The organism is Prevotella pallens, assembly GCF_900454935.1.
Taxonomy (GTDB): Bacteria; Bacteroidota; Bacteroidia; order Bacteroidales; family Bacteroidaceae; genus Prevotella; species Prevotella pallens.
Genome location: NZ_UGTP01000002.1, coordinates 45,009 through 71,256, shown reverse-complemented (window position 1 = coordinate 71,256; position 26,248 = coordinate 45,009). Strand labels below are relative to the sequence as shown.

18 protein-coding genes and 2 pseudogenes are annotated in these 26,248 nt (G+C 39.6%); 14 read left to right on the top strand and 6 right to left on the bottom strand.

The features are described 5' to 3' along the window. Nucleotides 1-29 precede the first annotated feature (29 nt). On the bottom strand, nucleotides 30-2,333 hold the full coding sequence (locus DX009_RS09460) for a transglycosylase domain-containing protein (protein ID WP_115083888.1): 2,304 nt from the start codon (nucleotides 2,331-2,333) through the stop codon (nucleotides 30-32). Nucleotides 2,334-2,509: 176 nt separating this feature from the next. Between DX009_RS09460 and pyrB the strand changes: the two genes are divergently transcribed. From pyrB to DX009_RS09405, 12 genes are all read left to right on the top strand, one after another. Next, a complete protein-coding gene (gene pyrB / locus DX009_RS09455; RefSeq protein WP_040595910.1) occupies nucleotides 2,510-3,457 on the top strand; it encodes an aspartate carbamoyltransferase in 948 nt (315 codons plus the stop codon). A gap of 13 nt (nucleotides 3,458-3,470) precedes the next feature. Then, nucleotides 3,471-3,926, top strand: a complete 456-nt coding sequence (locus DX009_RS09450) for an aspartate carbamoyltransferase regulatory subunit (RefSeq protein WP_040595908.1) — start codon at nucleotides 3,471-3,473, stop codon at nucleotides 3,924-3,926. Between the two features lie 389 nt (nucleotides 3,927-4,315). Next, nucleotides 4,316-5,596 (top strand): serine hydroxymethyltransferase, encoded by a 1,281-nt coding sequence (glyA, locus tag DX009_RS09445; RefSeq protein ID WP_115083887.1) that lies wholly within the window; start codon nucleotides 4,316-4,318, stop codon nucleotides 5,594-5,596. Nucleotides 5,597-6,667: 1,071 nt separating this feature from the next. Continuing rightward, nucleotides 6,668-7,528 (top strand): PoNe immunity protein domain-containing protein, encoded by an 861-nt coding sequence (locus tag DX009_RS09440; RefSeq protein ID WP_115083886.1) that lies wholly within the window; start codon nucleotides 6,668-6,670, stop codon nucleotides 7,526-7,528. 361 nt (nucleotides 7,529-7,889) lie between these two features. Next, nucleotides 7,890-8,039, top strand: coding sequence for a hypothetical protein (locus DX009_RS13360; protein ID WP_181792347.1), 150 nt, complete (start codon nucleotides 7,890-7,892; stop codon nucleotides 8,037-8,039). Nucleotides 8,040-8,432: 393 nt separating this feature from the next. Further along, nucleotides 8,433-8,918 (top strand): hypothetical protein, encoded by a 486-nt coding sequence (locus DX009_RS09435; protein WP_115083885.1) that lies wholly within the window; start codon nucleotides 8,433-8,435, stop codon nucleotides 8,916-8,918. A gap of 472 nt (nucleotides 8,919-9,390) precedes the next feature. Beyond that, the gene (locus DX009_RS09430; RefSeq protein WP_006046269.1) at nucleotides 9,391-10,263 is read left to right on the top strand and encodes a sigma-70 family RNA polymerase sigma factor; all 873 of its coding nucleotides are present in this window, start codon (nucleotides 9,391-9,393) and stop codon (nucleotides 10,261-10,263) included. 443 nt (nucleotides 10,264-10,706) lie between these two features. Continuing rightward, complete coding sequence (locus DX009_RS09425) at nucleotides 10,707-12,200, top strand: THUMP domain-containing class I SAM-dependent RNA methyltransferase (RefSeq protein ID WP_006046267.1); 1,494 nt, start codon at nucleotides 10,707-10,709, stop codon at nucleotides 12,198-12,200. Beyond that, entirely contained in the window at nucleotides 12,190-14,394 is a 2,205-nt protein-coding gene (locus DX009_RS09420) for a S9 family peptidase (protein WP_115084060.1), read from the top strand. Before DX009_RS09425 ends, DX009_RS09420 begins: the two co-directional genes overlap by 11 nt. A 68-nt stretch (nucleotides 14,395-14,462) precedes the next feature. Next, a complete protein-coding gene (purD, locus tag DX009_RS09415; RefSeq protein WP_006046265.1) occupies nucleotides 14,463-15,731 on the top strand; it encodes a phosphoribosylamine--glycine ligase in 1,269 nt (422 codons plus the stop codon). A 19-nt stretch (nucleotides 15,732-15,750) separates the two neighbouring features. Next, nucleotides 15,751-16,692 (top strand): hypothetical protein, encoded by a 942-nt coding sequence (locus DX009_RS09410; RefSeq protein WP_115083884.1) that lies wholly within the window; start codon nucleotides 15,751-15,753, stop codon nucleotides 16,690-16,692. Nucleotides 16,693-17,601: 909 nt separating this feature from the next. Continuing rightward, on the top strand, nucleotides 17,602-18,042 hold the full coding sequence (locus tag DX009_RS09405; protein ID WP_115084059.1) for a WG repeat-containing protein: 441 nt from the start codon (nucleotides 17,602-17,604) through the stop codon (nucleotides 18,040-18,042). Between the two features lie 304 nt (nucleotides 18,043-18,346). Here DX009_RS09405 and DX009_RS13825 read toward each other — a convergent pair. Both DX009_RS13825 and DX009_RS09400 read right to left on the bottom strand, forming a co-directional pair. Next, nucleotides 18,347-18,970: pseudogene (locus DX009_RS13825) on the bottom strand (Smr/MutS family protein); the annotation flags it as partial. Between the two features lie 90 nt (nucleotides 18,971-19,060). After that, a pseudogene (locus tag DX009_RS09400) lies at nucleotides 19,061-20,980 on the bottom strand (endonuclease MutS2); the annotation flags it as partial. Nucleotides 20,981-21,118: 138 nt separating this feature from the next. Here DX009_RS09400 and crcB point away from each other — a divergent pair. Both crcB and DX009_RS09390 read left to right on the top strand, forming a co-directional pair. Next, a complete protein-coding gene (gene crcB, locus DX009_RS09395) occupies nucleotides 21,119-21,493 on the top strand; it encodes a fluoride efflux transporter CrcB (RefSeq protein WP_115083882.1) in 375 nt (124 codons plus the stop codon). A 252-nt stretch (nucleotides 21,494-21,745) separates the two neighbouring features. Further along, the gene (locus DX009_RS09390; protein WP_006046256.1) at nucleotides 21,746-22,126 is read left to right on the top strand and encodes a fluoride efflux transporter FluC; all 381 of its coding nucleotides are present in this window, start codon (nucleotides 21,746-21,748) and stop codon (nucleotides 22,124-22,126) included. A gap of 78 nt (nucleotides 22,127-22,204) precedes the next feature. Here the strand turns inward: DX009_RS09390 and DX009_RS09385 are convergent, their stop codons facing one another. From DX009_RS09385 to DX009_RS09375, 3 genes are all read right to left on the bottom strand, one after another. After that, a complete protein-coding gene (locus DX009_RS09385; RefSeq protein ID WP_115083881.1) occupies nucleotides 22,205-22,612 on the bottom strand; it encodes a MoaF-related domain-containing protein in 408 nt (135 codons plus the stop codon). Between the two features lie 84 nt (nucleotides 22,613-22,696). Continuing rightward, complete coding sequence (locus DX009_RS09380; RefSeq protein WP_115083880.1) at nucleotides 22,697-23,536, bottom strand: aldo/keto reductase; 840 nt, start codon at nucleotides 23,534-23,536, stop codon at nucleotides 22,697-22,699. A 122-nt stretch (nucleotides 23,537-23,658) separates the two neighbouring features. Then, a complete protein-coding gene (locus tag DX009_RS09375; RefSeq protein WP_115083879.1) occupies nucleotides 23,659-26,214 on the bottom strand; it encodes a carboxypeptidase-like regulatory domain-containing protein in 2,556 nt (851 codons plus the stop codon). Between the last annotated feature and the right edge of the window lie 34 nt (nucleotides 26,215-26,248).

Sequence of the window (26,248 nt, the reverse complement as noted above, 5' to 3'; positions counted from 1 at the left end):
ATTTTTGTTTAAAAGTGAGTTTCTGAATGTTAGAAGTAAACCTCTTGTATACCATTCACAGAGATAGAATCTGTAGAATGACACGGGTCGAAATGGGCTGGAATATCGAATTTAGTATTTGGTGAATAGTGTAACGACTTGTCGGCATATACCATTTGCATAAAGTAAGCCCATATAGGCAAAGCCATTGTAGCACCTTGTCCCATTGCCGTATTATCGAAGTGAATATCGCGGTCTTCTCCGCCCACCCAACAGCCGTTTACAAGCTGTGGTGTGAAGCCCATAAACCACCCATCGGAGTTGTTGTTTGTGGTACCCGTTTTGCCTCCAATTTCGCCAGTAAGATGGTAGTTGTAGCGTAAACGTCCACCAGTTCCCCCTTGAATAACAGCTTGCAGCATATCGAGCATTTTGAAAGAACTCTCTTCTGAGATTACTTCGTTCATTAATGGTTGGAACTTAGCCACTATGTTTCCATGACTATCTTCTATTCTGGTAACAAAGAGAGGTGCACACCGCACACCATGATTAACGAAGGTAGTGTATGCACTACACATTTCGCCAACCGACAGCTCTGACGGTCCAAGGCATAAAACAGGCGTTGCATTCTTGTCGATATCTGGATTGTTTAACCCAAAATCGTGCAGAATGTTCACAAACTGTGATGGTCCGAGTAGACTAATTAGGTATGCTGATATCCAGTTGTTAGACTGTTGTAAGCCCCATCGCAACGGAACTTGCTGACCGTAGCGTGCTCTTGAGCCATTGCGCGGAGTCCAATTGCCGTACGAACGTTGTATGTTAGGCGCAGTGGTGCATGGTGTCATACCGTTCTGCATAGCCAAAGCGTAGAGGAAAGGTTTAATGGTAGACCCCACTTGTCGGTGTCCCCCCATTACCATATCGTATTTAAAGTGGTCGTAATCGATACCACCAACGTAAGCTTTCACTGCTCCTGTGTGTGGCTCCATACTTATAAAGGCAGCTCGCAAGAACGATTTGTAGTAGCGTATAGAGTCGATTGGTGTCATCAACGTGTCTATATTGCCGTGATAAGTGAAGAGAGTCATTTCGTGTTTTGTTCGGAAACTACGACGTATTTCATCGGGAGTTGCACCTTGTTCCTTTAGTCTGAGGTATCTTAAACTCTGGCGACAAGAGCGATTGAGAATGGCTTTTATAGTGCTTAAGGAGATGTTTGACGAGAACGGAGCGTTCTTTTTATATAGGTTTGCAATATTAAATTCCTTCTGTAAATACCCTCCAACATGTTTGCGTACAGCCTGTTCGGCATAATGTTGCATACGAGTATCTATGGTGGTGAATATACGTAGACCATCAGTATTCACGTCGTAGTGTTCACCATTTCGCTTTGTATTCTTGTTACACCAGCCAAAAAGAGGGTCCTTTTCCCACGCAATAGAGTCGAGAACGAAGTCGCGCATACGCCATTCTTGATAGTTTTTGCGTTCTGGTTTCTTCTCCATCATATACTGACGTAGAAATGCTTGAAAGTAATCGCCCGAACCTTCTATGCTTTTTTCTTTCGAATACTTAATACCAAGTGGACGTTCTATAAGCTCGTTATATTCTTCGCGCGTAATATAACCAGACTTACACATCTGCCCTAACACAACGTTTCGGCGTGTACGACAGCGTTCTTGGTGTCGCAAAGGATTATATAATGATGGGTTTTGGCACAATCCAACAAGGGTAGCAGCTTCGGTAACAGAGAGTTGTCGTGGCTCTTTACTAAAATAAATGTTAGCAGCTCGTTTAATACCAACGGCATTATGGAGGAAATCGAAGTAGTTTAGATACATCGCAATAATCTCTTCTTTTGTGAAGTGGCGCTCCAGTTTCACAGCAATAATCCATTCAATAGGCTTTTGTAACAGTCGTTCGAATGTACTATGTGCTTTTTCCGAGAATACTTGCTTTGCCAATTGCTGCGTAATAGTAGACCCACCACCAGCATTGTCGTGTCCTAATATACCACGTTTAAGTATGGCACGGCCAAGTGCAATAAAGTCTATACCAGAGTGTTCGTAAAATCTTTCATCTTCGGTAGCCACCAAAGCGTGCACCAAATGGGGTGAAAGACTATTATAATCTACCGCTATACGATTAGCATTATCCTGATTCCATGTACCAATAAGTTTACCATTGGCAGAATAAACCTGTGAAGCAAACTTATCTACAGGGTTCGATAGTTCTTCCATGTCGGGCATATAACCAACCCAACCGTTCCAAACCGACACAAAAAAGACTGTGGTAGAACTAATGAGAAGTATCAAGATTAGCCACAGAGTATGTACAAAATGTCTTCGCATTCCTTGTTTATTGTGTTTAGATTGCAAAGGTAAAGTAAATAGATGAAAAGGCAAAATAAAACTGACGTGTTTTTTGTAGAATGCAATTAATCTATATTTTCTTTTATAAAACTTCTTCGGTGGCAAATAATATACGTACCTTTACACACGAAAACGACCAATTCAACACAATACAAATGGTGAAACAAAACTTTGTGAACATTCAGGATTTGAATAAGGAAGAACTACTATACCTTATTCAGATGGCTCAGGAATTTGAGAAATATCCCAACCGCGAGCTATTAAAAGGTCGCATTATTGCGACTCTCTTTTACGAGCCTTCCACTCGTACACGTCTTAGTTTCGAAACAGCAGCCAATCGCTTGGGTGCTAAAGTTATTGGTTTTACCGATGCAAAGGCATCGAGTGTGAGCAAAGGCGAAACGTTGAAAGATACAATTCTTATGGTTTCGAACTATGCAGACACCATAGTTATGCGCCATTACATTGAAGGTGCTGCACAATATGCATCGGAAGTATCGCCTGTTCCTATAGTTAATGCTGGCGATGGTGCTCATCAACACCCATCACAGTGCTTGCTCGATCTTTACACAATCAACCAAACACAAGGTACTTTAGAGAATTTGGACATATATCTTGTAGGCGATCTTAAGTACGGACGCACCGTTCACTCGCTACTAATGGCAATGCGACACTTTAATCCTACGTTCCACTTTATTGCACCTGCCGAACTTGCGATGCCTGAGGAATACAAATTGTTCTGTAAACAGCACGGCATTCGTTACACAGAACAGGAAGATTTTACACCTGAAGCCATTGCTGGAGCTGATATATTATATATGACACGTGTACAGAAAGAGCGCTTCTCTGACCTTATGGAATACGAACGAGTGAAGAATGTCTACATTCTGCGTAACGATATGTTGCATCTTGCTAAACCTAATATGCGCATATTGCACCCATTACCTCGTGTAAACGAAATAGCATACGACGTGGATACTAATCCACATGCTTACTATATACAGCAAGCTAAAAATGGTCTTTTTGCTCGTGAAGCAATTTTTGCATACTGTCTTGGAATTGGAATAGACGACGTGAAAAACGATACAACTATTATAAAATAAGGAGATGATAGAAATGAACAAGAAAGAACGCTTGGTAGCAGCCATAGAGAATGGAACCGTAATAGACCATATACCTGCTGAAAAAACCTTTCAAGTGGTGAACTTATTAGAGCTTCAGAAGTTATCAACTCCTGTTACCATTGGCTATAACTTCACATCTTCTAAGGTGGGTTGTAAGGGAATTATTAAAGTAAGCGATAAGTTCTTTACCGATAACGAAATATCGCGCCTCTCTGTAGTGGCTCCAAACATTATATTGAATATTATTCGCGACTATGAAGTGGTAGAGAAAAAGCAAGTGATAACGCCCGATGAATTGTGCGGAATAGTGAAATGTAACAATCCAAAATGTGTAACCAACAACGAGCCAATGGCTACAATATTTAACGTTGTAGATAAAGCTGCGGGTATATTGAAATGCCATTATTGCGATAAAGAACAACAAATAGATAATGTGGAACTGTGTTAGGAGTGTATAAAGGGTGAACAAATATATTTAACTTAAATTGCTCATTATGCTATTATGTCGTTTTCGTTCTAAAGTTAATTCAAACAGCTTAACAATAGAACGAAGCCTGGCAAAATTGCTAATGACCGCATTGAGTTAAGCAAAACATAAAAGTGGTATTCTTAGTGTGTAGAAAGCTAAGTTTACCACTTTTATTATGAGTGTACCCTACCAGAAAAATTATACTAAAATGAAGTTTCAGCGTGTCTATGCAAATATTTATACGAAATATTTGCCGTGTTATTAGATTTTTCCTATATTTGCAGCTAATTATAACAACCTTGCTTTTGACGGCATCTTACTAAAAACCGTGGATAGTCGAAGGAGGCATCTTTTAATACTTAAACAACATGAGAAAAGATCTTGAGATTTTTGATCTCATCGAGCAAGAGCACCAACGCCAATTAAAAGGCATGGAGCTGATTGCTTCGGAAAACTTCGTCAGCGACGAAGTAATGCAGGCAATGGGGTCTTACCTAACCAACAAGTACGCTGAGGGATATCCTGGAAAGCGTTATTACGGTGGTTGTCAGGTAGTAGACGTAGTAGAGAACCTCTGCATCGAGCGTGTTAAGAAGATATTCGGCGCATGCTGGGCTAACGTGCAACCACACTCTGGGGCACAGGCTAACCAAGCCGTTCTTGCTGCTGTTCTCCAACCGGGCGACACTTTTATGGGACTCGACCTGAACCATGGCGGCCATCTTTCGCATGGTAGCCCAGTGAATAACTCTGGTATTCTCTACCACCCAATTGGTTACCAACTCGATAAAGAGACGGGACGTGTAGACTACGACCACATGGAAAAACTAGCACGCGAGCACAAGCCAAAGCTCATCATTGCAGGTGCGTCTGCCTATAGCCGTGAATGGGACTATGCACGTTTCCGCAAGGTAGCTGACGAAATTGGTGCTATCTTTATGGTAGACATGGCTCACCCTGCAGGATTAATTGCTGCGGGACTGCTTGAGAATCCAGTTAAGTATGCTCACATCGTAACAACCACTACACACAAAACACTGCGTGGTCCGCGTGGAGGTGTTATTATGATGGGAGAAGACTTTGACAATCCATGGGGAAAGAAAACTCCAAAGGGTGTGGTAAAGAAGATGTCGCAACTTCTCGACTCTGCTGTGTTCCCAGGAAACCAAGGTGGTCCGTTAGAGCACGTTATTGCTGCTAAAGCTGTTGCATTTGGCGAAATTCTACTTCCAAGCTGGAAAGAATATGCAACACAGGTGAAGAAAAACGCTGCTGTGCTTGCCGACGAACTTGTGAAGCGTGGATATGGCATCGTTTCTGGTGGTACAGACAACCACTCTATGTTGCTAGACTTACGCACTAAATTCCCTGAACTAACTGGTAAGGTTGCAGAGAATGCTCTTGTTGCTGCTGATATCACAGTGAATAAGAATATGGTACCGTTCGATACTCGTTCTGCATTCCAAACATCTGGTATACGCCTTGGTACAGCTGCTATGACTACTCGTGGAGCAAAAGAAGACCTAATGGTGCTTGTTGCAGAACTTATAGACAAGGTTCTTTCTGCACCAGAAGACGAAAAGGTCATTGCAGATGTTCGCAAGAAGGTAAATGAAACAATGAAAGGTTATCCATTGTTCGCTTACTAACCAAAAACAACAAAAAACATTTCTCATAGCTTAAAAGACTCCCTCAATGGTCTCTCCATGGAGGGAGTTCTTTCGTTTTATAGCACCATAACGCTTAAAATGGCTTATGTTTATAGGTGTTATAACCTCTTTAAAACCACATATTTATATTCTCGATGATGGTTTTATGCTTCTTGCCCTTCTTTGCTACGAATATGTATAATAACAATAGAGAGGTTTTATAAATTTAACCACAAATGGATAATTAAACCACAATATGTATAGTTTTTATCACGATGTATTGTTTGCTAACATATTTTATTTTCTTATCAGCATCTTATCTGCCTTTTTAATTTGACATAGCTCGCTACGTCTGCTATGCAACGATAGCCAATTTGCTCGCTAATAAAGCAAAATATGTTTATGCTATAACAACCTATTAGGGTTAAATAGACTATTAAAGTTTTGGTATATTTTGTGTTATTATTGAACAGACGCTTTAACTTTATAATAAAAATGTAGCAAACAACGGCAAGTTGTAAAGTAAAACAATACACCAGCAAAGAACCAGAAAAACACAGAACGCAATACCATAAACAATATATTAATTCCACTGAATTATACATTCCAATATCTGCGGAACAAATGTGGCAAAACGGTGGCACACATAGAGGGCATTCGTTTCAGATATCTGTGAGTATCGTTTCAGATATCTGTGAGCATCGTTTCAGATATCTGTGAATATCGTTTTAGATATCTGTTTTTCACCACTTAGATATTATGAAGAAACTCTGCTTTTATTGTTTCTTGCCAACCCGGTAGTAATGCAATTAATTCTGTTAATGCACTATTTTTAGTCTTTCTTTCGTTTTTTGTCTACAAAAATTTGCTATTCTTCTAATATTTTATAACTTTGCAATATATTACAAACACCAGAACAACCCAATAACTACATAAGACTTCTCATCTAAATGGTTGCGATGCGCAACTTTGTAGCATAACAATGTCTACATTTACAACGAAATATGTATAATCATAAAATCGTAAGGTGATTCATTCACTGGAGAAAGGTTAGTTAATTGATAATAATTTATGAAGATATTAAACTTCCTCTTTAGCCGTTCAAAGCAGGAGCAAGATAAACCTATTAGAGACAAATTGAAGACCAGAAAGGATTTTGAGAGAGTTCTGGCAGAAGATTTGGATATAATGGAAACAACTAAAGCGAGAATGGATACAGCAAAAAATATAAATTTGTATATGTATCGTTCTCTTAGCTATAGTTATATCTTAATTCTTCAATCTAAGTATTCTGTTGATGCCAAAATAGACGAACTGCGCGATATATATATAAAATCTATGTATTATTTCTTGCAGGCGTTTAATAAAAGAAATCCAATTTATGCAGATATACTGAATTATGTTTCGTTGGGTGTACTATTAAATATTCCCGATAATAACTTCAGGCAACTGATTGACTATGTAAAACAAATGGATAAGCAGGCAAAACCATCTGGCTGGACACCGCGAGACATATTCTTTGTTGAACCTTGCGGAATGGATAAGCAGGCAAAACCATCTGGCTGGACACCAGACTTGTTGCTCTGGTTTATGCTGAACTCTAGAATGAAAGAGCAAGAGAAGCAGAAATATGCAGAGACACTTGCTTATCCCCGATTGTATAACGGACTGTATAAGGTGATACAGGCACCAAATGCAGCCGCTGCCAAAGATGCCCTTAACAAGTATCTTGATAGGTGGTATAATCTAAATAGCGATGCACCTTGGTATAACAGTCATCTGAAAGATAACTGTTATCGAGGCTACTGGGCGTGGGAGGTTGCAGCCGTTGCTAAGATAATGCACATAGACGATTCAGACTTAAAGAACAATCAGTATTATCCTTATGATATGGTGCATTGGGCAGACAATGAAACTACTGCAAAAGAGTAATCTACGGAACAAACGGTAGCTAAACTGTTTTAAAACCAAATGGATACTTAGACACAATATGCATAATTCTTATTACTATGGAATTGTTTGCTAACATCTTTTATTTTCTTATTGGCATTTTGCCAGTAGTTGTAACTTTACGTAGCCCGTTACGCCTGTGTTACAACGACAGACAGATGCTCGATAATAAACCGAAATATGTTTATGCCCTAACTATCAATTTTGGTTAAACCACATAGCTTATAGCATTACCTGTGTTTCTTTTTTTCGCAAAAAGTAAAAAACAGCAGTGCATCATCTCACATTATAGACGTAATAAAAACATAAATCAAAGAGAATAACATTAACTTAACATTAAACAATGAATATTGCCGCTCCATCTAAAGACCAAGGGGCTTCTATCAGACCTGTATATGTAGGAGCAGACGATAATGATGAAACAAAACCAGTAGACGCATCAAACTTTGAATTGTTCCACAACATTATTACTCCAAATGCAAGGCTCTATTAAGCCTTAATAAAGAAACAACAAACTACGACTTTAATTTGCAGAGAGATATGTTTACAGCATACCTCTCAGCATTGCTTATGCTTTGTTCTTCCATTATCTTTTTGCAGTGGTGTAATCCACTGCAAACATATAGTTTGAAAAGTAATGCTGAAGACTTAGTTATAACCCTATATATATAATAAGGTGTAATATCATTATATTCTATCATAGTTCTAATGCCTGAATTAGACTAAAGTTACTGTTAAGAAACAATAAAGAAACCACGCATAACTTGTAAAGTCAATAAGTTTTAAGTATATTTGCAACAACATAAAATTGGATTAGGGAAACTAAAATAACGACTTAACACCAGTTTTTGGATAACAATTTTGTTTAATTTATAAGACGAAAGAAATGGAAATACGTAAAATTGCCTTATCGCTCGTAGCAGCAATGGCACTTGGTACAACAGCAGTACAAGCTCAGTGTACAAACAATTGCAAGAAAAGCACTACCACAAAGGTTAAAAATGGTACTACAGTAAATCGTTTTGAGAAAGACTTAAAGTGCGACGAAGCAAAAGTAAAAACAGCTGCTCACAAGGCAGGTTGTGCATTCAAATGCGATGCTAAAAAGGTTGGAGCTGCTGTAAAATGCGACGAAGCAAAAGTAAAAACAGCTGCTCACAAGGCAGGTTGTGCATTTAAACGCGATGCTAAAAAGGTTGGAGCTGCTGTAAAATGCGACGAAGCAAAAGTAAAAACAGCTGCTCACAAGGCAGGTTGTGCATTCAAACGCGATGCAAAGAAAGTTGGAGCTGCTGTGAAACGCGACGAAGTGAAAGTAGGAAAGGCAGTAAAAAAGACCTATACTAAAGCAAAGAACGCTTTAAAGAAGTAGAAACAAACATTAACAGCGATATTTACAAAGCCGAGCTGGCACACAAAATAAAATAAGCTGCCAAGAAGGCAGAATAGAAAGAACTAAGAAACTAAGTAGCCAATGTAAACCGCATAGAAAGCAGACAAGGTTTCTATAGAATATAAAGAGTGTGCATATCGACTTTCGTCGCATAAGAAAGTATTGCCCCAGAAAGAAAGCTATATATAGCCATATTTTGGGGCATTTGCTTTGAAGCGTTGAAACATAACGAAACAACTAACCAAAATACCACTGACACAGTATGACTTTTGGCATACAGTTTGCAACGAATACCGTGTAACGAACAAAAAGGAGGATATGAGATGTTAATAAAGTATATTTTATGAGTTAATATTTTGTTATTCAATAAATGTTTAGTAACTTTGCACAATATTCCGTCTATCCAGACGGAGCATAACACCATATTTAATATTTAGGTATATTTTATCTAATGCGACAACTTAAGATATCAAAAAGTATTACCAATCGTTCCAGTGAGGCACTAGACAAGTACTTAGTGGAGATTGGACGTGAACCAATGATTACCGTTGATGAAGAAATTGAGCTTGCTCAGGAAATTCATAAAGGCGGCAGAAAAGGCGAACGCGCAAAAGAGAAACTTATAAAAGCGAACCTACGCTTTGTGGTTTCTGTTGCCAAACAATACCAACACCAAGGACTTTCGCTTACAGACCTAATAGACGAAGGTAACATTGGACTTGTGAAGGCAGCTGAAAAGTTTGACGAAACACGTGGATTTAAGTTTATCTCGTATGCAGTTTGGTGGATTAGACAAAGCATACTGCAAGCCATTGCAGAGCAAAGTCGCATAGTGCGTCTGCCTTTAAATCAGGTGGGAGCAATTTCAAAGATAAACCAAGTAACCAACGAGTTCATTCAAAAGCACAATCGTCGTCCTTCTATCCACGAGTTAGCCGAACTAACAGGCATTGATGAGGCACGTATTCACCAAAGTCAGAATGCCGACAACCATCACATGAGTATAGATGCGCCATTTAGCGACGACGACGATAACTCTATGAGCGATATGTTGGCATCGGGAGAAGACTCTCGAACAGACCGCGGTGTAGACTTCGAATCAATGTCGGACGATCTTAAATCGGTGTTACAGAACACACTGAAAGAGCGCGAACGCAAAATAGTGATAGAATGTTTCGGTATAGGCTGTCAGGAAAAAGGCTTAGAAGAAATCGGCACTGAAATGCAACTTACACGCGAGCGTGTGCGCCAAATACGCGAAAAGGCGATAGAAAAAATACGCTTAAGTGGTAACGCACGTGTGTTAATGAAGTATCTTGGCTAATGTAATAAAAGTGTAAAGCAGGTATGCAGGCGTACAACAACGTTTCTCTGCAAATGTTGTTATATATATAATAAGGTGTAAGAATTGTATACATTGCGAGTAAAGGAAAGATGCTCGCAACGTAAAATGAGAACCAATATATTTAGATAATAGCACATATCACCCCATTGTCAATAAGATAATGGGGATATTTGTTTAGAAAAAGTCTGTTATTACCACTATATTTTTCTCTACTCGCTTGTTTTTTCGTTGAAAATCATTATCTTTGCAAAGTCGTTACAACCTTTCTGCCACCATAAAATAGCAGGAACAGCAATATAATGACAGTAAGAATATTTTGAAAAAGCAAAAATAATAATATCATAAACAAGAAATAACATCTTGTCTGCCAATCCACAATCAGTAGGTAAAGCAGGCAAATATAAGTTTTAACAAACAAATTAATGGAAGAATTTGAACTCATTGCCAAGACCTTTATGGGGTTAGAAGAGGTTTTGGCGCAGGAGCTCACCCAGCTGGGAGCTAACAACGTACAGATAGGACGGCGTATGGTATCGTTCACCGGAAACAAAGAAACAATGTATCGCGCCAACTTCCAGCTGCATACAGCCATAAGAGTGCTAAAACCTATAGCACATTTTAAGGCTAAGAGTGCCGATGATATGTACGATGAAGTTAAGAAAATAGACTGGAGTAAGTACATCTTAAAAGGCAAAACATTCTCGGTAGACTCAGTAGTCTACTCTGAAGAGTTCAAAAACTCAAGGTTTGTAACCTATAAAGTGAAAGACGCCATTGTCGATCAGTTCCGTGAAAATACAGGCATCAGACCAAATATATCGGTGAGCAATCCAGATATTCGACTGAATATCCATATTGCTGAAGACAAAGCAACACTGTCGTTAGATTCTAGTGGAGAGTCTTTGCATCGTCGAGGATATCGTCAAGAAAGCGTAGAAGCTCCATTAAACGAAGTGCTTGCAGCTGGTATGATATTGATGACAGGCTGGAAAGGAGAAACAGACTTCATTGACCCTATGTGCGGTTCGGGTACTCTGCCTATCGAAGCAGCTCTCATTGCACGTAATATCTCGCCAGGCGTATTCCGCAAAGAGTTCGCTTTTGAAAAGTGGCCAGACTTCGATCAGGAACTTTTCGATATGATATACAATGACGATTCACAAGAACGCGAATTCGAACATCATATTTATGGCTACGATGTAGACATGAAAGCAGTGAACACTGCAAAGATAAACGTAGCTGCAGCAGGCTTCTCTAAAGATATAACGATAGAGAACAAAGACTTTAAAAACTTTACTCAGCCAGCTCAGAAGAGTATTATTGTGATGAATCCTCCATACGGAGAACGCATCTCTACACCTAATCTGTTAGGTACATACAAAATGATAGGTGAACGCTTAAAGCACCAATTCATAGGTAACGAGGCTTGGATTCTATCGTATCGGGAAGAATGCTTTCGTGAAATAGGACTGAAGCCAAGTATTAAAATACCAGTGTACAACGGCTCGTTAGAATGCGAATTTCGACGCTATCAAATGTTCGATGGTAAATTAGACAACTTCCGTGCAGAAGGTGGCATTGTGAAAACAGAGGACGAAAAGCGCGAAATGGCACAAAAGCATCGCTTTAAAAAGAACCGTGAATTTAAGAAAAGACTCGATGAAACCGAAGAGAACGAAGAAGGAGATATACGCTCTTTCACGTTCCATAGCTTTGAACACAACATATCTATAGGTGGAAAGAAAAGCGAAAACGGTAGACGAGGCGGACGTAAGAACTTCCGAAAAGATGACCACTTCGACGATGAAAGAGGAGCTTTTCAAGGAAAAAAGAAGTTCGATGGTAAGCGATTCGATAAAGGAAACAAAGGAAATAAGTTTCGTAAAAAAGATAAATATAATACAAATGAAGACTAAGAACCTAATAGTAACTACAGGATTAGCAATAGCAACCCTATGTTTAGCATTGCCTAACAACGCTATGGCACAGAAAACATTTACACTCGAAGACCTTAATTTCGGTGGCAAGAACTTTCAGAACCTACGGGCAGAAAACCGTTATACCACGTGGTGGGGCGACCAGATAGTGCATTTAGAGAACAATAAATGCTCCATCGTAAACCCAAACACACTGAAAGAAACAACATTATTCACGCTTGATGACATTAATGCTATACTTTCAAAAGACAATAGCGACAGAACTGTGCGTTCGTTGTTCCATGTTTCTTTTCCATCTGCCAATCAACCATTGGTGCAGATACCCACCAGAAAAGAACTTCTAACAATAAATTTTAAAACTAAAAAGATAGAAAGCTCAACCGAAACTGTTGCTGATGCTCAAGCACAAGCTTATAATAAAGAGTCGAGAGCAATAGCTTACGTGCAGAACAACCAACTATTTGTTACAGATAATACTGGAAAAACAACACAACTCACTAACGATGGTTCACGCAATATAGTGTATGGCGAAGCTGTACACCGCAACGAATTTGGTATTAAAGGCGGTTTGTTCTGGAGCCCAACAGGTAATCGTCTTGCATTCTACCGTATGGACCAAAGTATGGTAACCGATTATCCACTTGTTCATATACCAGAGGTAGATTGGAAGCCAGCAAAAGGCGAATCACGTATAGCAACACCAGAACCCACAAAATATCCTATGGCGGGAGAAAAGATTCACAATGTAACCGTAGGCGTGTACGATATAAATACCAAGAAAACAATTTACCTTGATGCTGGCGACCCGACCGACCGTTATTTCACTAACATTCAGTGGAGTCCAGACAGCAAAATCATTTATATGTTCGAACTAAATCGCGATCAGAACGATTGTCGTTTGGTGTCATACAATGCAGAGACTGGCAAGAGAATTGCCGAATTGTATCGTGAGACCGATGCTAAATACGTTGAACCAACTCATCCTATCCTCTTTTTGCCATGGAATGCCAATCAGTTTATTATGCTTTCGCAAAAAGATGGTTACAATCATATCTACTTATTCGATAAAGATGGTAAGCAAATAAAGCAGATCACAAAAGGTAACTGGGTAGTTATGGATGTGTTAGGCTTTAATAGCAAAGCAAAATCTATTGTCTATGTGTCTAACGAATGTAGTCCAATACAACGCAATACATGGTCTGTGAATGTTGAAAATGGCATCCGTACCTTGTTAGATAATGGTCGTGGCTACCACAATGCAACACTTAGCGATGGTGGAAAATACCTTGTAGACAACTACACTGAACCTACTGTACCACGAAAGATTGATATTACTACCATAGGAACACACCCCACAATTAAGAATTGGCTTACTGCGAAAGACCCATGGAGTGGTTTTAACTTGCCAGAGTATAGTTCTGGTTCGTTGAAAGCCGACGATGGCACTACCGATTTGTATTGGCGAATGGTAAAACCCATTGGATTCGACCCATCAAAAAAATACCCAACCGTGATATATGTATATGGTGGACCACACGCCCACAACGTTGATGCAAGCTGGCATTACGGCTCTCGCTCGTGGGAAACCTATATGGCACAGAAAGGATATTTGCTATTCATTATAGACAATCGTGGTAGCGAAAATCGTGGAAAAGCATTCGAACAAGCCACTTTCCGTCAGCTCGGACAGGTTGAGATGCGCGACCAGATGCAAGGAGTGAAGTATCTGAAGACATTACCATTTGTTGATGCCGACCGAATAGGTGTGCATGGCTGGTCGTTTGGTGGTTTCATGACAATTTCGCTTATCACAAACTATCCTGAAACCTTCAAAGTGGGTGTTGCCGGTGGTCCTGTTATCGATTGGAAGTGGTACGAAGCCATGTACGGAGAACGCTATATGGACACACCGCAAACAAATCCAGAAGGCTATGCAAAGACTTCACTTTTGACGAAAGCTAAGGATTTGAAGGGAAAACTACAGATAATAACAGGCTTAAACGACCCTGTAGTGTTGCCACAACACTGCCTTACTTTCATTAAGGCATGCATAGCTGCAGGAACACAGCCCGATTTCTTTGTGTATCCTGGTGAACCTCACAATATGAGAGGACACCAAAGTGTGCATTTACACGAGAGAATTACACAATATTTCGAAGACTATCTGAAGTAAAAAACATTAGACAAACAAACACTAAACATAAAAAAATAAAACTCTAACGTAAAGGAGTAAAGGCGCTTATGAAGATATTATTGTTAGGTAGTGGCGGCCGTGAGCACGCCTTGGCATGGAAGATAGCACAGAGCAAGAAGTGTGAAAAGCTATTCATTGCGCCAGGAAATGCAGGCACAAAAGCTTGTGGCGAAAATGTTGCAATAGGTGTAAACGAGTTTGAGAAACTTAAAGCATTTGCAGCAGATAATGCTATAGATATGGTTGTTGTAGGTCCTGAAGACCCATTAGTTGGTGGAATATACGACGATTTTAAACAAGACGAACGCACAAAGCATATACCAGTTATCGGTCCATCTAAGTCTGGTGCGGTACTCGAAGGTAGTAAAGACTTTGCCAAAGGCTTTATGCAACGCCATTCAATACCAACAGCAGCCTATGCCACCTTCGATAGCACCACGTTAGAAGAGGGATTAAAGTTTCTTGAGACATTAAAACCACCTTATGTGCTAAAGGCTGATGGCTTAGCAGCAGGAAAAGGAGTGTTGATTGTGTCTGATTTAAACGAGGCAAAGCACGAGTTAAAGCAGATGCTTGGTGGAATGTTTGGCAATGCGTCAGGAAAAGTTGTCATCGAAGAATATTTGTCGGGTATAGAGTGTTCTGTTTTTATACTCACCGATGGCACTAACTATCAGATACTTCCAGAGGCAAAAGACTATAAACGAATTGGCGAGGGCGACACCGGACTTAATACTGGTGGTATGGGAAGCGTTTCGCCTGTGCCTTTTGCTACCCACGAATGGATGCAAAAAGTGGAACATCGCATTATAAAACCAACAGTAAATGGGTTGAAACAAGAAGGTATAAACTATAAAGGTTTTATTTTCTTTGGTCTTATTAATGTAGATGGCGACCCAATGGTGATTGAATATAACTGTAGAATGGGCGATCCTGAAACAGAAAGTGTTATGTTGCGTTTAAAAACAGATATTGTAGACCTGTTCGAAGGGGTGGCAAATGGAACATTAGACCGTTGTAAGATAGAAACCGACACCCGTTCTGTGGTTTGTATTATGTTGGTAAGTGGTGGATATCCAGGAGCTTATACAAAGGGATACCCCATTAGCAACTACGATTGTTCAGAGAATACGGTGCTCTTCCATAGTGGAACAACTATCAAAGATGGGCAACTTGTAACCAATGGTGGGCGTGTTTTGGCAGTTTCGTCGTATGGTCCCACTAAAGACGAAGCTTTGTTTAAGAGTTTCACTGAAGCTGAAAAGATAGAATTTACAGGCAAATACTTCCGTAAAGATATTGGTAGCGACTTATAAGTGCACTATTTAGTAAGGAATGAATATAAGGCGCAAACTACTGCAAAACAGAATTTCAGAGAGCAGATGGGCACCAGCAGTAATGTCCTTCTTCTCTATTTCTGTATGGACAATGGTTTGTATCAACGATACATTTGCCATTGTTCCATTGCTTTGTATGCTTTTTTCAACCTTTCTAATGATGGAGCTCAACAACACAAATGCCCTCATACGTATTTTCAGTCGTATGGTGTCGTGTTGTTATATGGCGCTCACTACTATGGCAACTTTCCAGTTTGTATCCATCAGAGCTGCCAGTGTAGCACTTTGTATAGTAGGTTCTTACATTTGTTTGTTTCGTTGCTATCAAGACAAGTATTCGCAAGGCTGGGTATTCTACGGTTTTCTTTGTCTTGGTCTTAGCAGTATAGTGTGGGTGCAGATACTCTATTATGTCCCAATTATATGGATACTAATGCGTACACGTCTTCAGGCAACAAGTGTTCGCAACTATATTTCGTCTATATTTGGTCTTCTTTTACCAAATATTGTTGCACTTAGTGTTGTGCTTTATCAAAGCGAATGGCAAGTGGTGGTGCGCCATTTTGGTGAGCTTCTAACCTTTGGTAGTTTTGCAAACTATTGGTTGCTTTCTATAAATCAGATTCTTACAGGTGTGTGGATAATGCTTTGTGCTATTATTGGAACCGTTCACTATTTGCGTAAAAGGCGTTCCGATAGTATACGTACGCGTATGCTTTACAGCTTTTTTGTTCAAATAAACATACTTTCCATATTGTTTTTATGCCTGCAACCGCAACATTTCGATGCTATTCTTGGTATCATTATCGCATCAACCTCACCACTTATTGCTCATTTCTTTGCATTAACTAATACCAAATTCACCAATTTTACTTTCAAATTCCTTACGCTTGCAACCCTTGCAATAACGGTTTTCAATTTTCTCTCTTATCTGCGTTAAGTCTAATTTGGTACTATTACATTGGTGCTATCTCGTTTTATGTCAAATAAAACAAGTAGCTATTTTATAGAACAAAATATGTTTAGCTCTAACGACTTATTTGAGTTTAACGAATCCCACTATTCGTCTTTTATACGCTAAACCAACAATTAGCACTTTGCCAGATTTCCGTTTTATTGTTGAGCAGACTAATTCATTTTATAACGAAAATATAGCAAGCAGTGGCACGTTTGAGAAACAGGCAAAACAGCAAACAATAAAGCAAACGAAAGCAGAATGTAGCACTATTATATGGGAAAGATATATTACACCCTAATAGTCTGTTTTAGATTACTGTTTTTCCAATCTTATAGCCCTAAAAACTTATACAATGGTTTTAATTTTCATCACTTCTAAGTATTTAACAGTCAGTTGTATACCAGCTACCATCGTTTTAGATATCTGTCGTGTTCGTTTCAGATATCTGTCGTGTTTGTTTCAGATATCTGTCGTGTTCGTTTTAGATATCTGTCGTATTTGTTTTAGATATCTGTAAGTTGGCAGTTATATATCCTTATAAATATTTGCATTCTCAATGTTGCAACTTTGTAGTTGTTCAACGCTTTATAATTGGCTTTATAAAATTTATTCGTATATTTTTGGCGAATAAACTTTAATAGCTATCTTTGTGTGGCAATAGAATACTTGTGCTTTTCTCTTATGGCACCATGTATGTGAAAACAATTCGCACAAAGCGAGTCTATATACCCATTTATCGAATCGACAACGAAAGATATTTCAGTGAATTAAACTACGAATATGGAACAAAAGCATATCAAAACTAATATTCTGCGCAAATATTTCGCTCTTAGCCTAATTTCTATCGCACTGTTTTTCACAAATTGTGCCCACACAGATAGCAGACTTTTCGTGGCAGAGAAGAACAATTTGTATGGTTACGTAAATGCGAAAGGCGATACCGTTGTTGCCTGCAAATATTTGTGTAGCTATACAGATACAATAGTTAGGATAGGTTTTGTGGGCGATAATAGTGGAAAAATAAGGTGTATTGATAATAAAGGCAATATGCTTTTCTATGTGTTCAATTTCGATAACGGACCAGATTACCCCAGCGAAGGCTATTTTAGGATTATGGACAGTAACGAGCTTTTTGGCTTTGCCGACACGCGAGGCAACGTAGTTATAAAGCCTCAATATAAGTTTGCAAACCCCTTTAAAGATGGAAAGGCAAAAGTAACCAATACCGGACAGAAGATTACAGCCGACACTATAAGCGAAAGTCATTGGCATTGGGCATCTAACAATTGGTTTTTTATCTCACATAAAGGTAAGAAATTACTATCTAAGTAGCACTATTTTCTATGCACTGAAACCAAAATAGTTTATTAGCGTATTGCCAAATTCTGTTATTGTATAGTGCTGATATATTAACTTTGCAATGCAGGTGTAGCGGGCTACGTAAAGTTGCAACAACAGACGAGATGCCGATAAGAAAATAAAAAATGTAGGAAACAATACCATATTGATAATACCTATATATATTGCAGTATAATAGCCCTATTTGAGTTTAATGGCAAAGCTGTGTAAAACAATAAATGCCCGATGAAATGGGCATTTTCTGTATGTTTCGTATCCTTTCGAATGCCACGAAAGCCTATAAATCTACCACAGTTATACCAGCTCCGCCAAACTGTACATGCTCGTCGCGAACACCCTTTACATTTGGAATGGTGTTTAAAAACTGTCTTATCATAGTGCGCAGAATGCCATTACCCTTACCATGAAGTATGCGCACTTGGCTTACGCCAACAAGTATGGCGTCGTCTATAAAGTGCTGAACCTGATTCAGAGCTTCGTCGGCACGCATACCTCGCACATCTATTTCTTGTTTAAATTGGTTACGATGCTCGTCTATGGTTTCACGGGTTTGTCGGCTATAGTTGTATGCTGCAAACTGTTTTTGGTTTTCTTTCAGCGTGTCGTCGTCTACAAGTTCCAGTCGTGCAATAGCCATCTTGGTGCGCATATCACCAAATATAACTACAGCCTGCTTATTATCAATCAGTTCAACCTTGCCAATAGACGTTAATCCTTTTATGCGTACAGTGTCGTTTACACCTATTGGTCGGTTTATATTTCTTTTCTCTGTGGCAGCCTTCAAACTTTCTGCCGCATTTTGCTTGCGTTCTTCTTTCTTTTGCAAGTGTCGTTCGTGTCGTTCTTTTCTATTTTTTATCTTTTCTATGCGTGCTTGCAATTCCTCGTCGGTCATTAATCCCCCCTCGCGCATAGTTTGTTTGTTGTTTAATTTTTGTGCTTTCGCTTTGTTTTTTGTGTTTAAATATGTTGTAGCGTCATCAAGCATAGCTTGCTTATACATAGCAAGTTCTTGCCTAATGCGTTTTGTAGCTTCCTTTTCGGCTTGCTGTTGTCTAATTTCTCTAATAGTGTTTTCTATTCGTTTATTGCCTTCCTTAATAATTTCTTCAGCTTCCGCCTTCGCTTTTTTAATAATTTCCTTCCGGCTTTGTCGCAATTCCTCTATTTCTTTTTCGTATTTGGCTATGGTGCGTTCCAACTCTTTTTCGTGGCTATGCACAGTTTGTCGCTTTGTTTCCCAGTAACGTTTGTCTCTAACAATATCCTGTAAATACTTGTCGCTCTGTATGTAGTCGGAACCAACAATGGCAGAAGCATCGTTAATAACCTCTTCAGGAATACCCGTTTTGCGAGCAATCTCTATGGCAAACGAGCTACCGGGTCTGCCAATAGCCAGCTGGAAGAGCGGTCGCATTTCGTGTCTGTCGTATAGCATCGCACCATTTACAACACCTTTGTGGTCTTCTGCAAAGTGTTTAAGGTTCTGATAGTGCGTAGTTATTACAGCCCATGCTTGTTTTTTCCAAAATTGTTTCAGCACCGCTTCAGCAATAGCCCCTCCAATTTGTGGTTCTGTTCCTGTTCCAAACTCGTCTATCAGAATAAGCGTATGGCTATCTGCTTGTTTCATCATCGTCTTCATATTCATTAAGTGCGATGAATATGTACTCAAATCGTTTTCTATGCTCTGTTCATCTCCAATGTCTATCATTAAGTTTTGAAATGTTCCTGCAGTAGAACGCTCACTTACCGGAATAGAAATACCACACTGAAGCATATATTGAAGTAGTCCAACCGTTTTCAGACATACCGACTTACCTCCTGCGTTAGGTCCTGAAATAATAAGCAGATGCTTATCGATGGTGAGCTGAATGTCGAGTGGAATAACCACATCAGGTTTATCGTTATTGATTGTTGAATGTTGTTTCTTTGCCAGAGCAAGCTGCAACAGTGGGTGAATGGCACGAATAAAGTCGATATGAGGTTCAGATTTCACTTCAGGTTCAATTGCCTTCAGCATACGTGCCAGTTCGGCTTTTGCTCTAATAAAGTCTATAAGCGCAAGAAAATGATACGAGTCGAGTATTTCGTGCACATACGGACGCACTTGTTTAGCAAACTCTCTAAGAATGCGTATAATCTCCTTACGTTCCTCGTTTTCCAGTTCGCGCACCTTGTTGTTGGCTTCCACCACTTCGGTAGGTTCTATAAAAACAGTTTTTCCCGTTGCACTCTCATCGTGAACAATGCCAGATATTTTGCGTTTCATACCTGGTGCAACCGGAATAACCAAACGTCCATCGCGCATGGTTGGCGTTACATCTCGTTCTACCACACCTTCGTTTTGTGCCGAATGCAATATACTGTTAAGCGTGCGCGATATGCTACTTTCTACACGTGCCAGTTCTCTACGAATTTGAAGTAAGTCTGACGATGCCGAATCGCGCATTTTGCCGAATTTATCGATAATTTGACTAATGCGTTGCACCAAAATAGGAAATGTTGCGACCCCATCGGAAAGCGCATAGAGAGCAGGATAAGTGTGCTGTATTTCGCCATTGGGCAACTCTTCTCCCACACTTAAAAATTTCACCACAGCAATAATAGTTTCCAAAGACCGCTTTAAATCAAATAGTTCGTCCTCTTCCATATATGTGCCTTCGAGACGAATGCGCGCTACACTTGCCCGAACGTCAAACACATTGTCTAGTGGAAATGGCTCTAAACCTTCTTGTATGTTGCGAAATTCTCTCACTTCGGTCAGCCAGCGGTTAATTTGCAGTGTGTCTATAGAAAATTCCATACTGTCTACCTGTTCGCGTCCAAGCGTGGAAAGACAACGCTCGTGTAATAGCGAACGAATATCGTTGAAACCTATTTTCTGTTCAAAATTGTTGGGATATATCATCTTTGCTTGTAAAATAGTCGTTAAAGTGCACCTTTTATTGGTGTATTTTGAGAAGCAAAGTTACTATATTTCTTTTTAAAAACATAGCTACGTTTCTTTATTTATTGTAGTTTTTGTATCTTTGCGGTCAAAAAGCAGATGTTTAAACATATTGTTTTAGTGGGTTTAGGGAGTGCTATGGGTGGCATTGTTCGCTATCTTGTATCTCGTTTGTGGGCATCTTCAATGGTTTCTGCCTATCCATTTAGCACCTTTACTGTTAATGTTTTAGGGTGCTTTCTAATAGGACTTGTTTCGGCATTGCCCTCTAACAGTTGGCTTACACCTGGAACACGTCTGTTGCTTACAACTGGTTTTTGTGGCGGATTTACCACATTCTCTACTTTTATGAACGAGAATGCTAACTTTGTAGAGACAGGAATGTCTGGCTCTGCTGTTATTTACACACTTTGCAGCCTTGTTTTTGGTTTCCTTGCCTTGCTACTTGGACAACAAGTGGCACGCGTTTTTTAGTGGTATAGCCCACACTGTTTAGCAAAATAAAGTAGGAAGAGGTGTTTTTAATGCTTTATATTGTTTATTGATATACAGTTTTGCATAGTTGCAGCATGCTAAAAGTGCTGATGAAATGGGAGAAAATATACCCATAGTTGCCATTTTTGCGAGGTATAACAGCCACATATTGTGAGTGAATACAGAAGTAGAATACTATATGCTTGTTGGTTCTTTGTTATTTTTGTATCTTTGTGGACAAAAATAGTAAAAATGGTAAATATAATTCTACTAATCTTTGGTGGTGCTTTTGGAGCATTTATGAATACCTTTGTAATGCAAATGGTTTATAACATAGTAGCTCAGCCAAGTCCGCGCACAGTGCTTCTTGTAAATGTAGTAAGTTGTTTTACTATAGGTTTTGCATCAATCTTTCATTATAGTCAGTCGCTTCATTTCAATACGCGTTTAATGCTTGTGTTGGGGTTGTGTGGCGGTTTCGTAGTTTGTTCTGCTTTTACACGTGGAAACTCTACGTTGTTGAAAAGTGGACTGTCTGCTACAACGCTCTTATATTTTTCTGCGACCATTGTTTTAGGCATCGTTGCCGTGCTTGTTGGTCAGCTATTAGCCAGCATCTGCAACAAGTTTTAAACCCAAATAGCCTCCTGCCACTATTGTGTGGGGTAGGAGGCTATGTTGTGTATGGGGACTTGTTCTAAAAGCTATGGCTTATTTGTCTAATTCGTATTTCCCTTCAATCATCTGACCAACTCGGTTACCTAAAATGTCTGCCGAAGTATAGAACTCAATAAAAGTTTTCTTATTCAAGTCTACCACCTGACTAGATGTAACACCATAGTCTCCTATCCAGCTAATAAAGAACTTTCCATTGTCTATCTTTCTCATCTTCATTGCTTTAGTTTGTTCGTCAATGCTGTCGTTTTCGTCAATAGATTTCCAATAAATAGTGCTATCGTTTATATACTTCACATTGGCTACCATGCCCGGATAGGTTAGGGTAGCTTTCTTTCCTGTTAGCGATATATCTTCGCTGTTGTTGCTGTTTAGGTTGCAATTGCAATTGTAAGCCAATAAAACAAAGGCTATGGCAACACATACTGAAACTAATGTCTTCATTCTTATTTCTTTCGGTTCTATTTCCTTTTATAGCAATGCAACAGCCATCAACCTTTTGTTTGTGTTGATGGCTGCTACTATTATTTAAAACTCTATAAGACGCTTAATGTATGTTGGGTCGGTATAATTTCTGAAACCAGTGTCCGATTGATTCATTGTTTCTATCTGCGCCATATCGTCATTGGTTAGCGAAAAGTCGAAAACATCGAAGTTTTGTTTCATACGTTCTATATGGCTACTCTTTGGTATGGCAACAATGCCACGCTGAATTAGCCAACGGAGAGCCACTTGTGCTGCCGATTTGCCATATTTCTGTCCAATGTTTGTAAGCAGTTCGCTCTTCACAATACCATCGGCACCTTGTCCGCCCAGTGGACCCCATGCCATTGTTTTTGTTCCTGTTTCTGCTAAAAAAGGCTGAATGTCCTTTTGTTGTGCCAACGTGTTGCATTGCAATTGGTTTACCATAGGTTTTGTGTCGGCAAAGTGAGTGAAGTCGAAGAAACGTCCAGCCTGAAAGTTAGATACGCCAATGGCACGTGTTTTACCGTCTTTATATGCTTTTTCCATCGCACGCCACGTTCCAAACACATCACCGTAAGGTTGGTGAATAAGCAACAAATCTACATAGTCGGTTTGTAGTTTGCGCAAACTTTCGTTTATGCTTTCTGCTGCTCGTTCCTCCCCCGAATTGGTAATCCATATCTTAGTAACAATAAACAGTTCGTTGCGTGCAATGCCACTCTTGCGCCATGCGCTACCCACACCCTCTTCGTTGCGATATACTTGTGCAGTATCTATCAGTCTGTAGCCCACAGAAAGCGCATCGCTTACACACCGTTCGCACTCGTCTGCCGGTACTCTAAACACGCCATATCCTAATAATGGCATATCTACACCGTTTGTTAATTTAGTATATTCCATAACTTTTCTCTTTATGTTTTGCCACAAAGATACAGAGTTTTTATGAAATTTGCCAAATATATTCAGCAATTTATTTGTTTATTCTTATGTACAGATCCGAAGCGGTATATGCGTCTAAGTAGCTATAGTCTAAACTCGAACGTAAGAATCAGTTCGCGCGGACGCAGTTCGTAGCTGTTTGTAAAAATGCCCACACCACTGTATGATGTTTCTATGTAGTTGCGTTTGTTAAACAAGTTGGCAAGTGTAGCAAGCACAAGAAACTTCTTCTGTCGCCAAGTTACTTTTGCATCGGCAATAAATGTGTTGAGGGTTGCGCCCTCCAACTGGTTATGATAGTAGATGCCAGACAGCGAAAGGTCTACCTTTTGAATAGTGGAGGTAAGCGTCAGGCTCTGTTTCCAATTGAAACGTGATGAGATAGATGCATTGTTGAATGTTGATCTGCTGAGAGCGAAGTCGCCATTATAGGTTACAAATGCCCATGAAGGCGAATAAGTGAGCGTTGGCGAAAATGTTAAGGAACGATATTGATAGCGCAAGATGTTGCCTGCTGTGTACTGTTCGCCATTGCTATAAGTTGCCGATATGCTGCACGATGTTTTGAAATGCTGTTTGTAAAATCCTTTTGATAACCAGCAACGTCCTGTTAAGTTAGTGCTTTTCGTGTTGTGTTGTATATATGTCATAAGGTAGTTACCATTCTGAATTTGCATATCTACTACAGAATTGCTCCACGTGCGGTTAGCATTTAGCGAGAAATTAGAGAAGAATTCTTTTACGACACGTTTATAACTGTGATTCAGATTGAAGTTTAGCGATTGGGTACGAGGCATAAACGTGGGCGATGTCTGCCATGTGCGATAGTTAATTCGGTAGCTATCAAGTGCAAAATCAGACAGTCCGCGAATAGATTGTGCGTAATAAAACAATGCGTTTGTTTCTGTACGGCTACTCTTATTATAGTTTGCATATATCGAGGGAGACATCTGAAAGTACCATTTGCGTTGTTGTGTAAGATACTCTAAGTCTAACTTTTGTCGCACTGTTGCACGCCATTTTCCCTTTTCGTAGTTAAGCGAAGGCGACGAATGAAATGCTATCTGTGTGTGTCCGTTGTGTACATTCAGGTGTTGTAAGTCTATAGAAAAGTTATAGTTTTGTGTAAAACCATTTTTCGAAGTGCGCCAACTCACCTCGTTGTTGTTATGCCAAAGGTTTGAATTAATTTTCTCTTGGTCTGCATTGATATATAAATCGTTACGCGAGTAGTGATAATCTACAATAGATTGTAGCGAAAGTGTGCCATGCTCGTTGTTCTGCGAAGAGGTAATATAACCTTTCACGTTTACTTTTGGTGTGCGTACTCGTTGTGAAATATAGTTGTGCCCTGTGCTTTCGAGTTTCGATAAGGCATCGTCCTGCTCGGCATTCACACTGAAACGCATCGAACCATAACGCTTTTCGGTATTTATCTTTTTGTCTATACTGAAATTAAAAATGTCTTCTTTCAGCATCATTTGCTGCTTTTCGGTAGTAGTTGTAGGTATTTCGGCAAAGTAATAGGTTGAGCTATTGCTTGTGTTTTGGCGAAGAACGTTACGATAATAGTCGGCTGTTATGCGTAGTTCTTTGTCATTTTTAGTTTTTGTTAGGCGGTTTATGCTATAACTCTGCGATGTATTGAAACGTAAGCGTTCGGCTTCTATTGGTGCTCTGAGTGTAGGAACACTGTACCACGATGAGAGCGAAACTGGTTGTGGAGCCATAAAATCGTAGACGAATGTAATGCCCGACTGAGCCACATCTCTGCCCCGACGGTCGTATATCGCATCGTACATAATCTGCTTACGCTTACCAACTTGCAATATGTTAGCCGAACCTGCAATATGTGTGGGCTTACCCACTGATATATAAGGTCGCAATGTTACTGAAAGCCGATCGCGAGCTTCGTCTTTTAGTGTTACATTCATTGCTATATTGTCGCTGAACACCTTGTTACGCAAAGCCTTAATGGGTTGGTCGTGTTCTATAACTTCTGCTTTCTTCACGTCCTTTGCTTTTATATTTTCGGTTAGCTTGTTATACTTTCCATCGCTAAGGTCGAGTCCTTCCACTGTAAAACGGCTGATATCTTTGCCGTTTACGCTTATCTTACCACTGTTGTCTACGTTTACGCCCGGAAGTTTTGCTAACACATCTTTCAGCGAATTGTCTCTTTCGGAAGTGAAGCGCGTAAGATCGAACGTAATAGTGTCTTTGACACCTGTAATTGGTCCTGCTTTCACTGTAACCTCTTGCATTTCAAAAATCTGCTGTACCATTTCTATCCGATTGTTTGTTGGGGTAGAAATGGCTATGCGTTTCTTTTTATATTCTAATGCTGTGGCTTGCAGTTGTAGGTCTTTCAAATTGGATATGCTGTGCGATAGGCTGAACTCACCTTTATCGTTGGAACGGCAGAAAGTAACCACCTTACCGTCTTTCAGCAACATAATGTTGGCTTTTGCTATGGGCTTCTGCGATAAGGAGTCTATCACGATGCCTGAAATATGGTTTTGCGCTGATGCAACGAGTGTGAAAAGAATACACAATGAGAGTGCAAATGCTTTTTTCCAATACTTATTTAGCGAGTGAGGAAAAGCATTTTTAGCATTTATGGTTAATGCAATTTGCATAGCAATAGTATTTTAGGTGGTTTATTAAATGAAG

What these genes read in the sequence shown, in the direction of transcription:
- DX009_RS09460 (WP_115083888.1), bottom strand. Translation starts at nt 2,333, where the DNA reads ATGCGAAGACATTTTGTACATACTCTGTGGCTAATCTTGATACTTCTC.
- pyrB (WP_040595910.1), top strand. Translation starts at nt 2,510, where the DNA reads ATGGTGAAACAAAACTTTGTGAACATTCAGGATTTGAATAAGGAAGAA.
- DX009_RS09450 (WP_040595908.1), top strand. Translation starts at nt 3,471, where the DNA reads ATGAACAAGAAAGAACGCTTGGTAGCAGCCATAGAGAATGGAACCGTA.
- glyA (WP_115083887.1), top strand. Translation starts at nt 4,316, where the DNA reads ATGAGAAAAGATCTTGAGATTTTTGATCTCATCGAGCAAGAGCACCAA.
- DX009_RS09440 (WP_115083886.1), top strand. Translation starts at nt 6,668, where the DNA reads ATGAAGATATTAAACTTCCTCTTTAGCCGTTCAAAGCAGGAGCAAGAT.
- DX009_RS13360 (WP_181792347.1), top strand. Translation starts at nt 7,890, where the DNA reads ATGAATATTGCCGCTCCATCTAAAGACCAAGGGGCTTCTATCAGACCT.
- DX009_RS09435 (WP_115083885.1), top strand. Translation starts at nt 8,433, where the DNA reads ATGGAAATACGTAAAATTGCCTTATCGCTCGTAGCAGCAATGGCACTT.
- DX009_RS09430 (WP_006046269.1), top strand. Translation starts at nt 9,391, where the DNA reads ATGCGACAACTTAAGATATCAAAAAGTATTACCAATCGTTCCAGTGAG.
- DX009_RS09425 (WP_006046267.1), top strand. Translation starts at nt 10,707, where the DNA reads ATGGAAGAATTTGAACTCATTGCCAAGACCTTTATGGGGTTAGAAGAG.
- DX009_RS09420 (WP_115084060.1), top strand. Translation starts at nt 12,190, where the DNA reads ATGAAGACTAAGAACCTAATAGTAACTACAGGATTAGCAATAGCAACC.
- purD (WP_006046265.1), top strand. Translation starts at nt 14,463, where the DNA reads ATGAAGATATTATTGTTAGGTAGTGGCGGCCGTGAGCACGCCTTGGCA.
- DX009_RS09410 (WP_115083884.1), top strand. Translation starts at nt 15,751, where the DNA reads ATGAATATAAGGCGCAAACTACTGCAAAACAGAATTTCAGAGAGCAGA.
- crcB (WP_115083882.1), top strand. Translation starts at nt 21,119, where the DNA reads ATGTTTAAACATATTGTTTTAGTGGGTTTAGGGAGTGCTATGGGTGGC.
- DX009_RS09390 (WP_006046256.1), top strand. Translation starts at nt 21,746, where the DNA reads ATGGTAAATATAATTCTACTAATCTTTGGTGGTGCTTTTGGAGCATTT.
- DX009_RS09385 (WP_115083881.1), bottom strand. Translation starts at nt 22,612, where the DNA reads ATGAAGACATTAGTTTCAGTATGTGTTGCCATAGCCTTTGTTTTATTG.
- DX009_RS09380 (WP_115083880.1), bottom strand. Translation starts at nt 23,536, where the DNA reads ATGGAATATACTAAATTAACAAACGGTGTAGATATGCCATTATTAGGA.
- DX009_RS09375 (WP_115083879.1), bottom strand. Translation starts at nt 26,214, where the DNA reads ATGCAAATTGCATTAACCATAAATGCTAAAAATGCTTTTCCTCACTCG.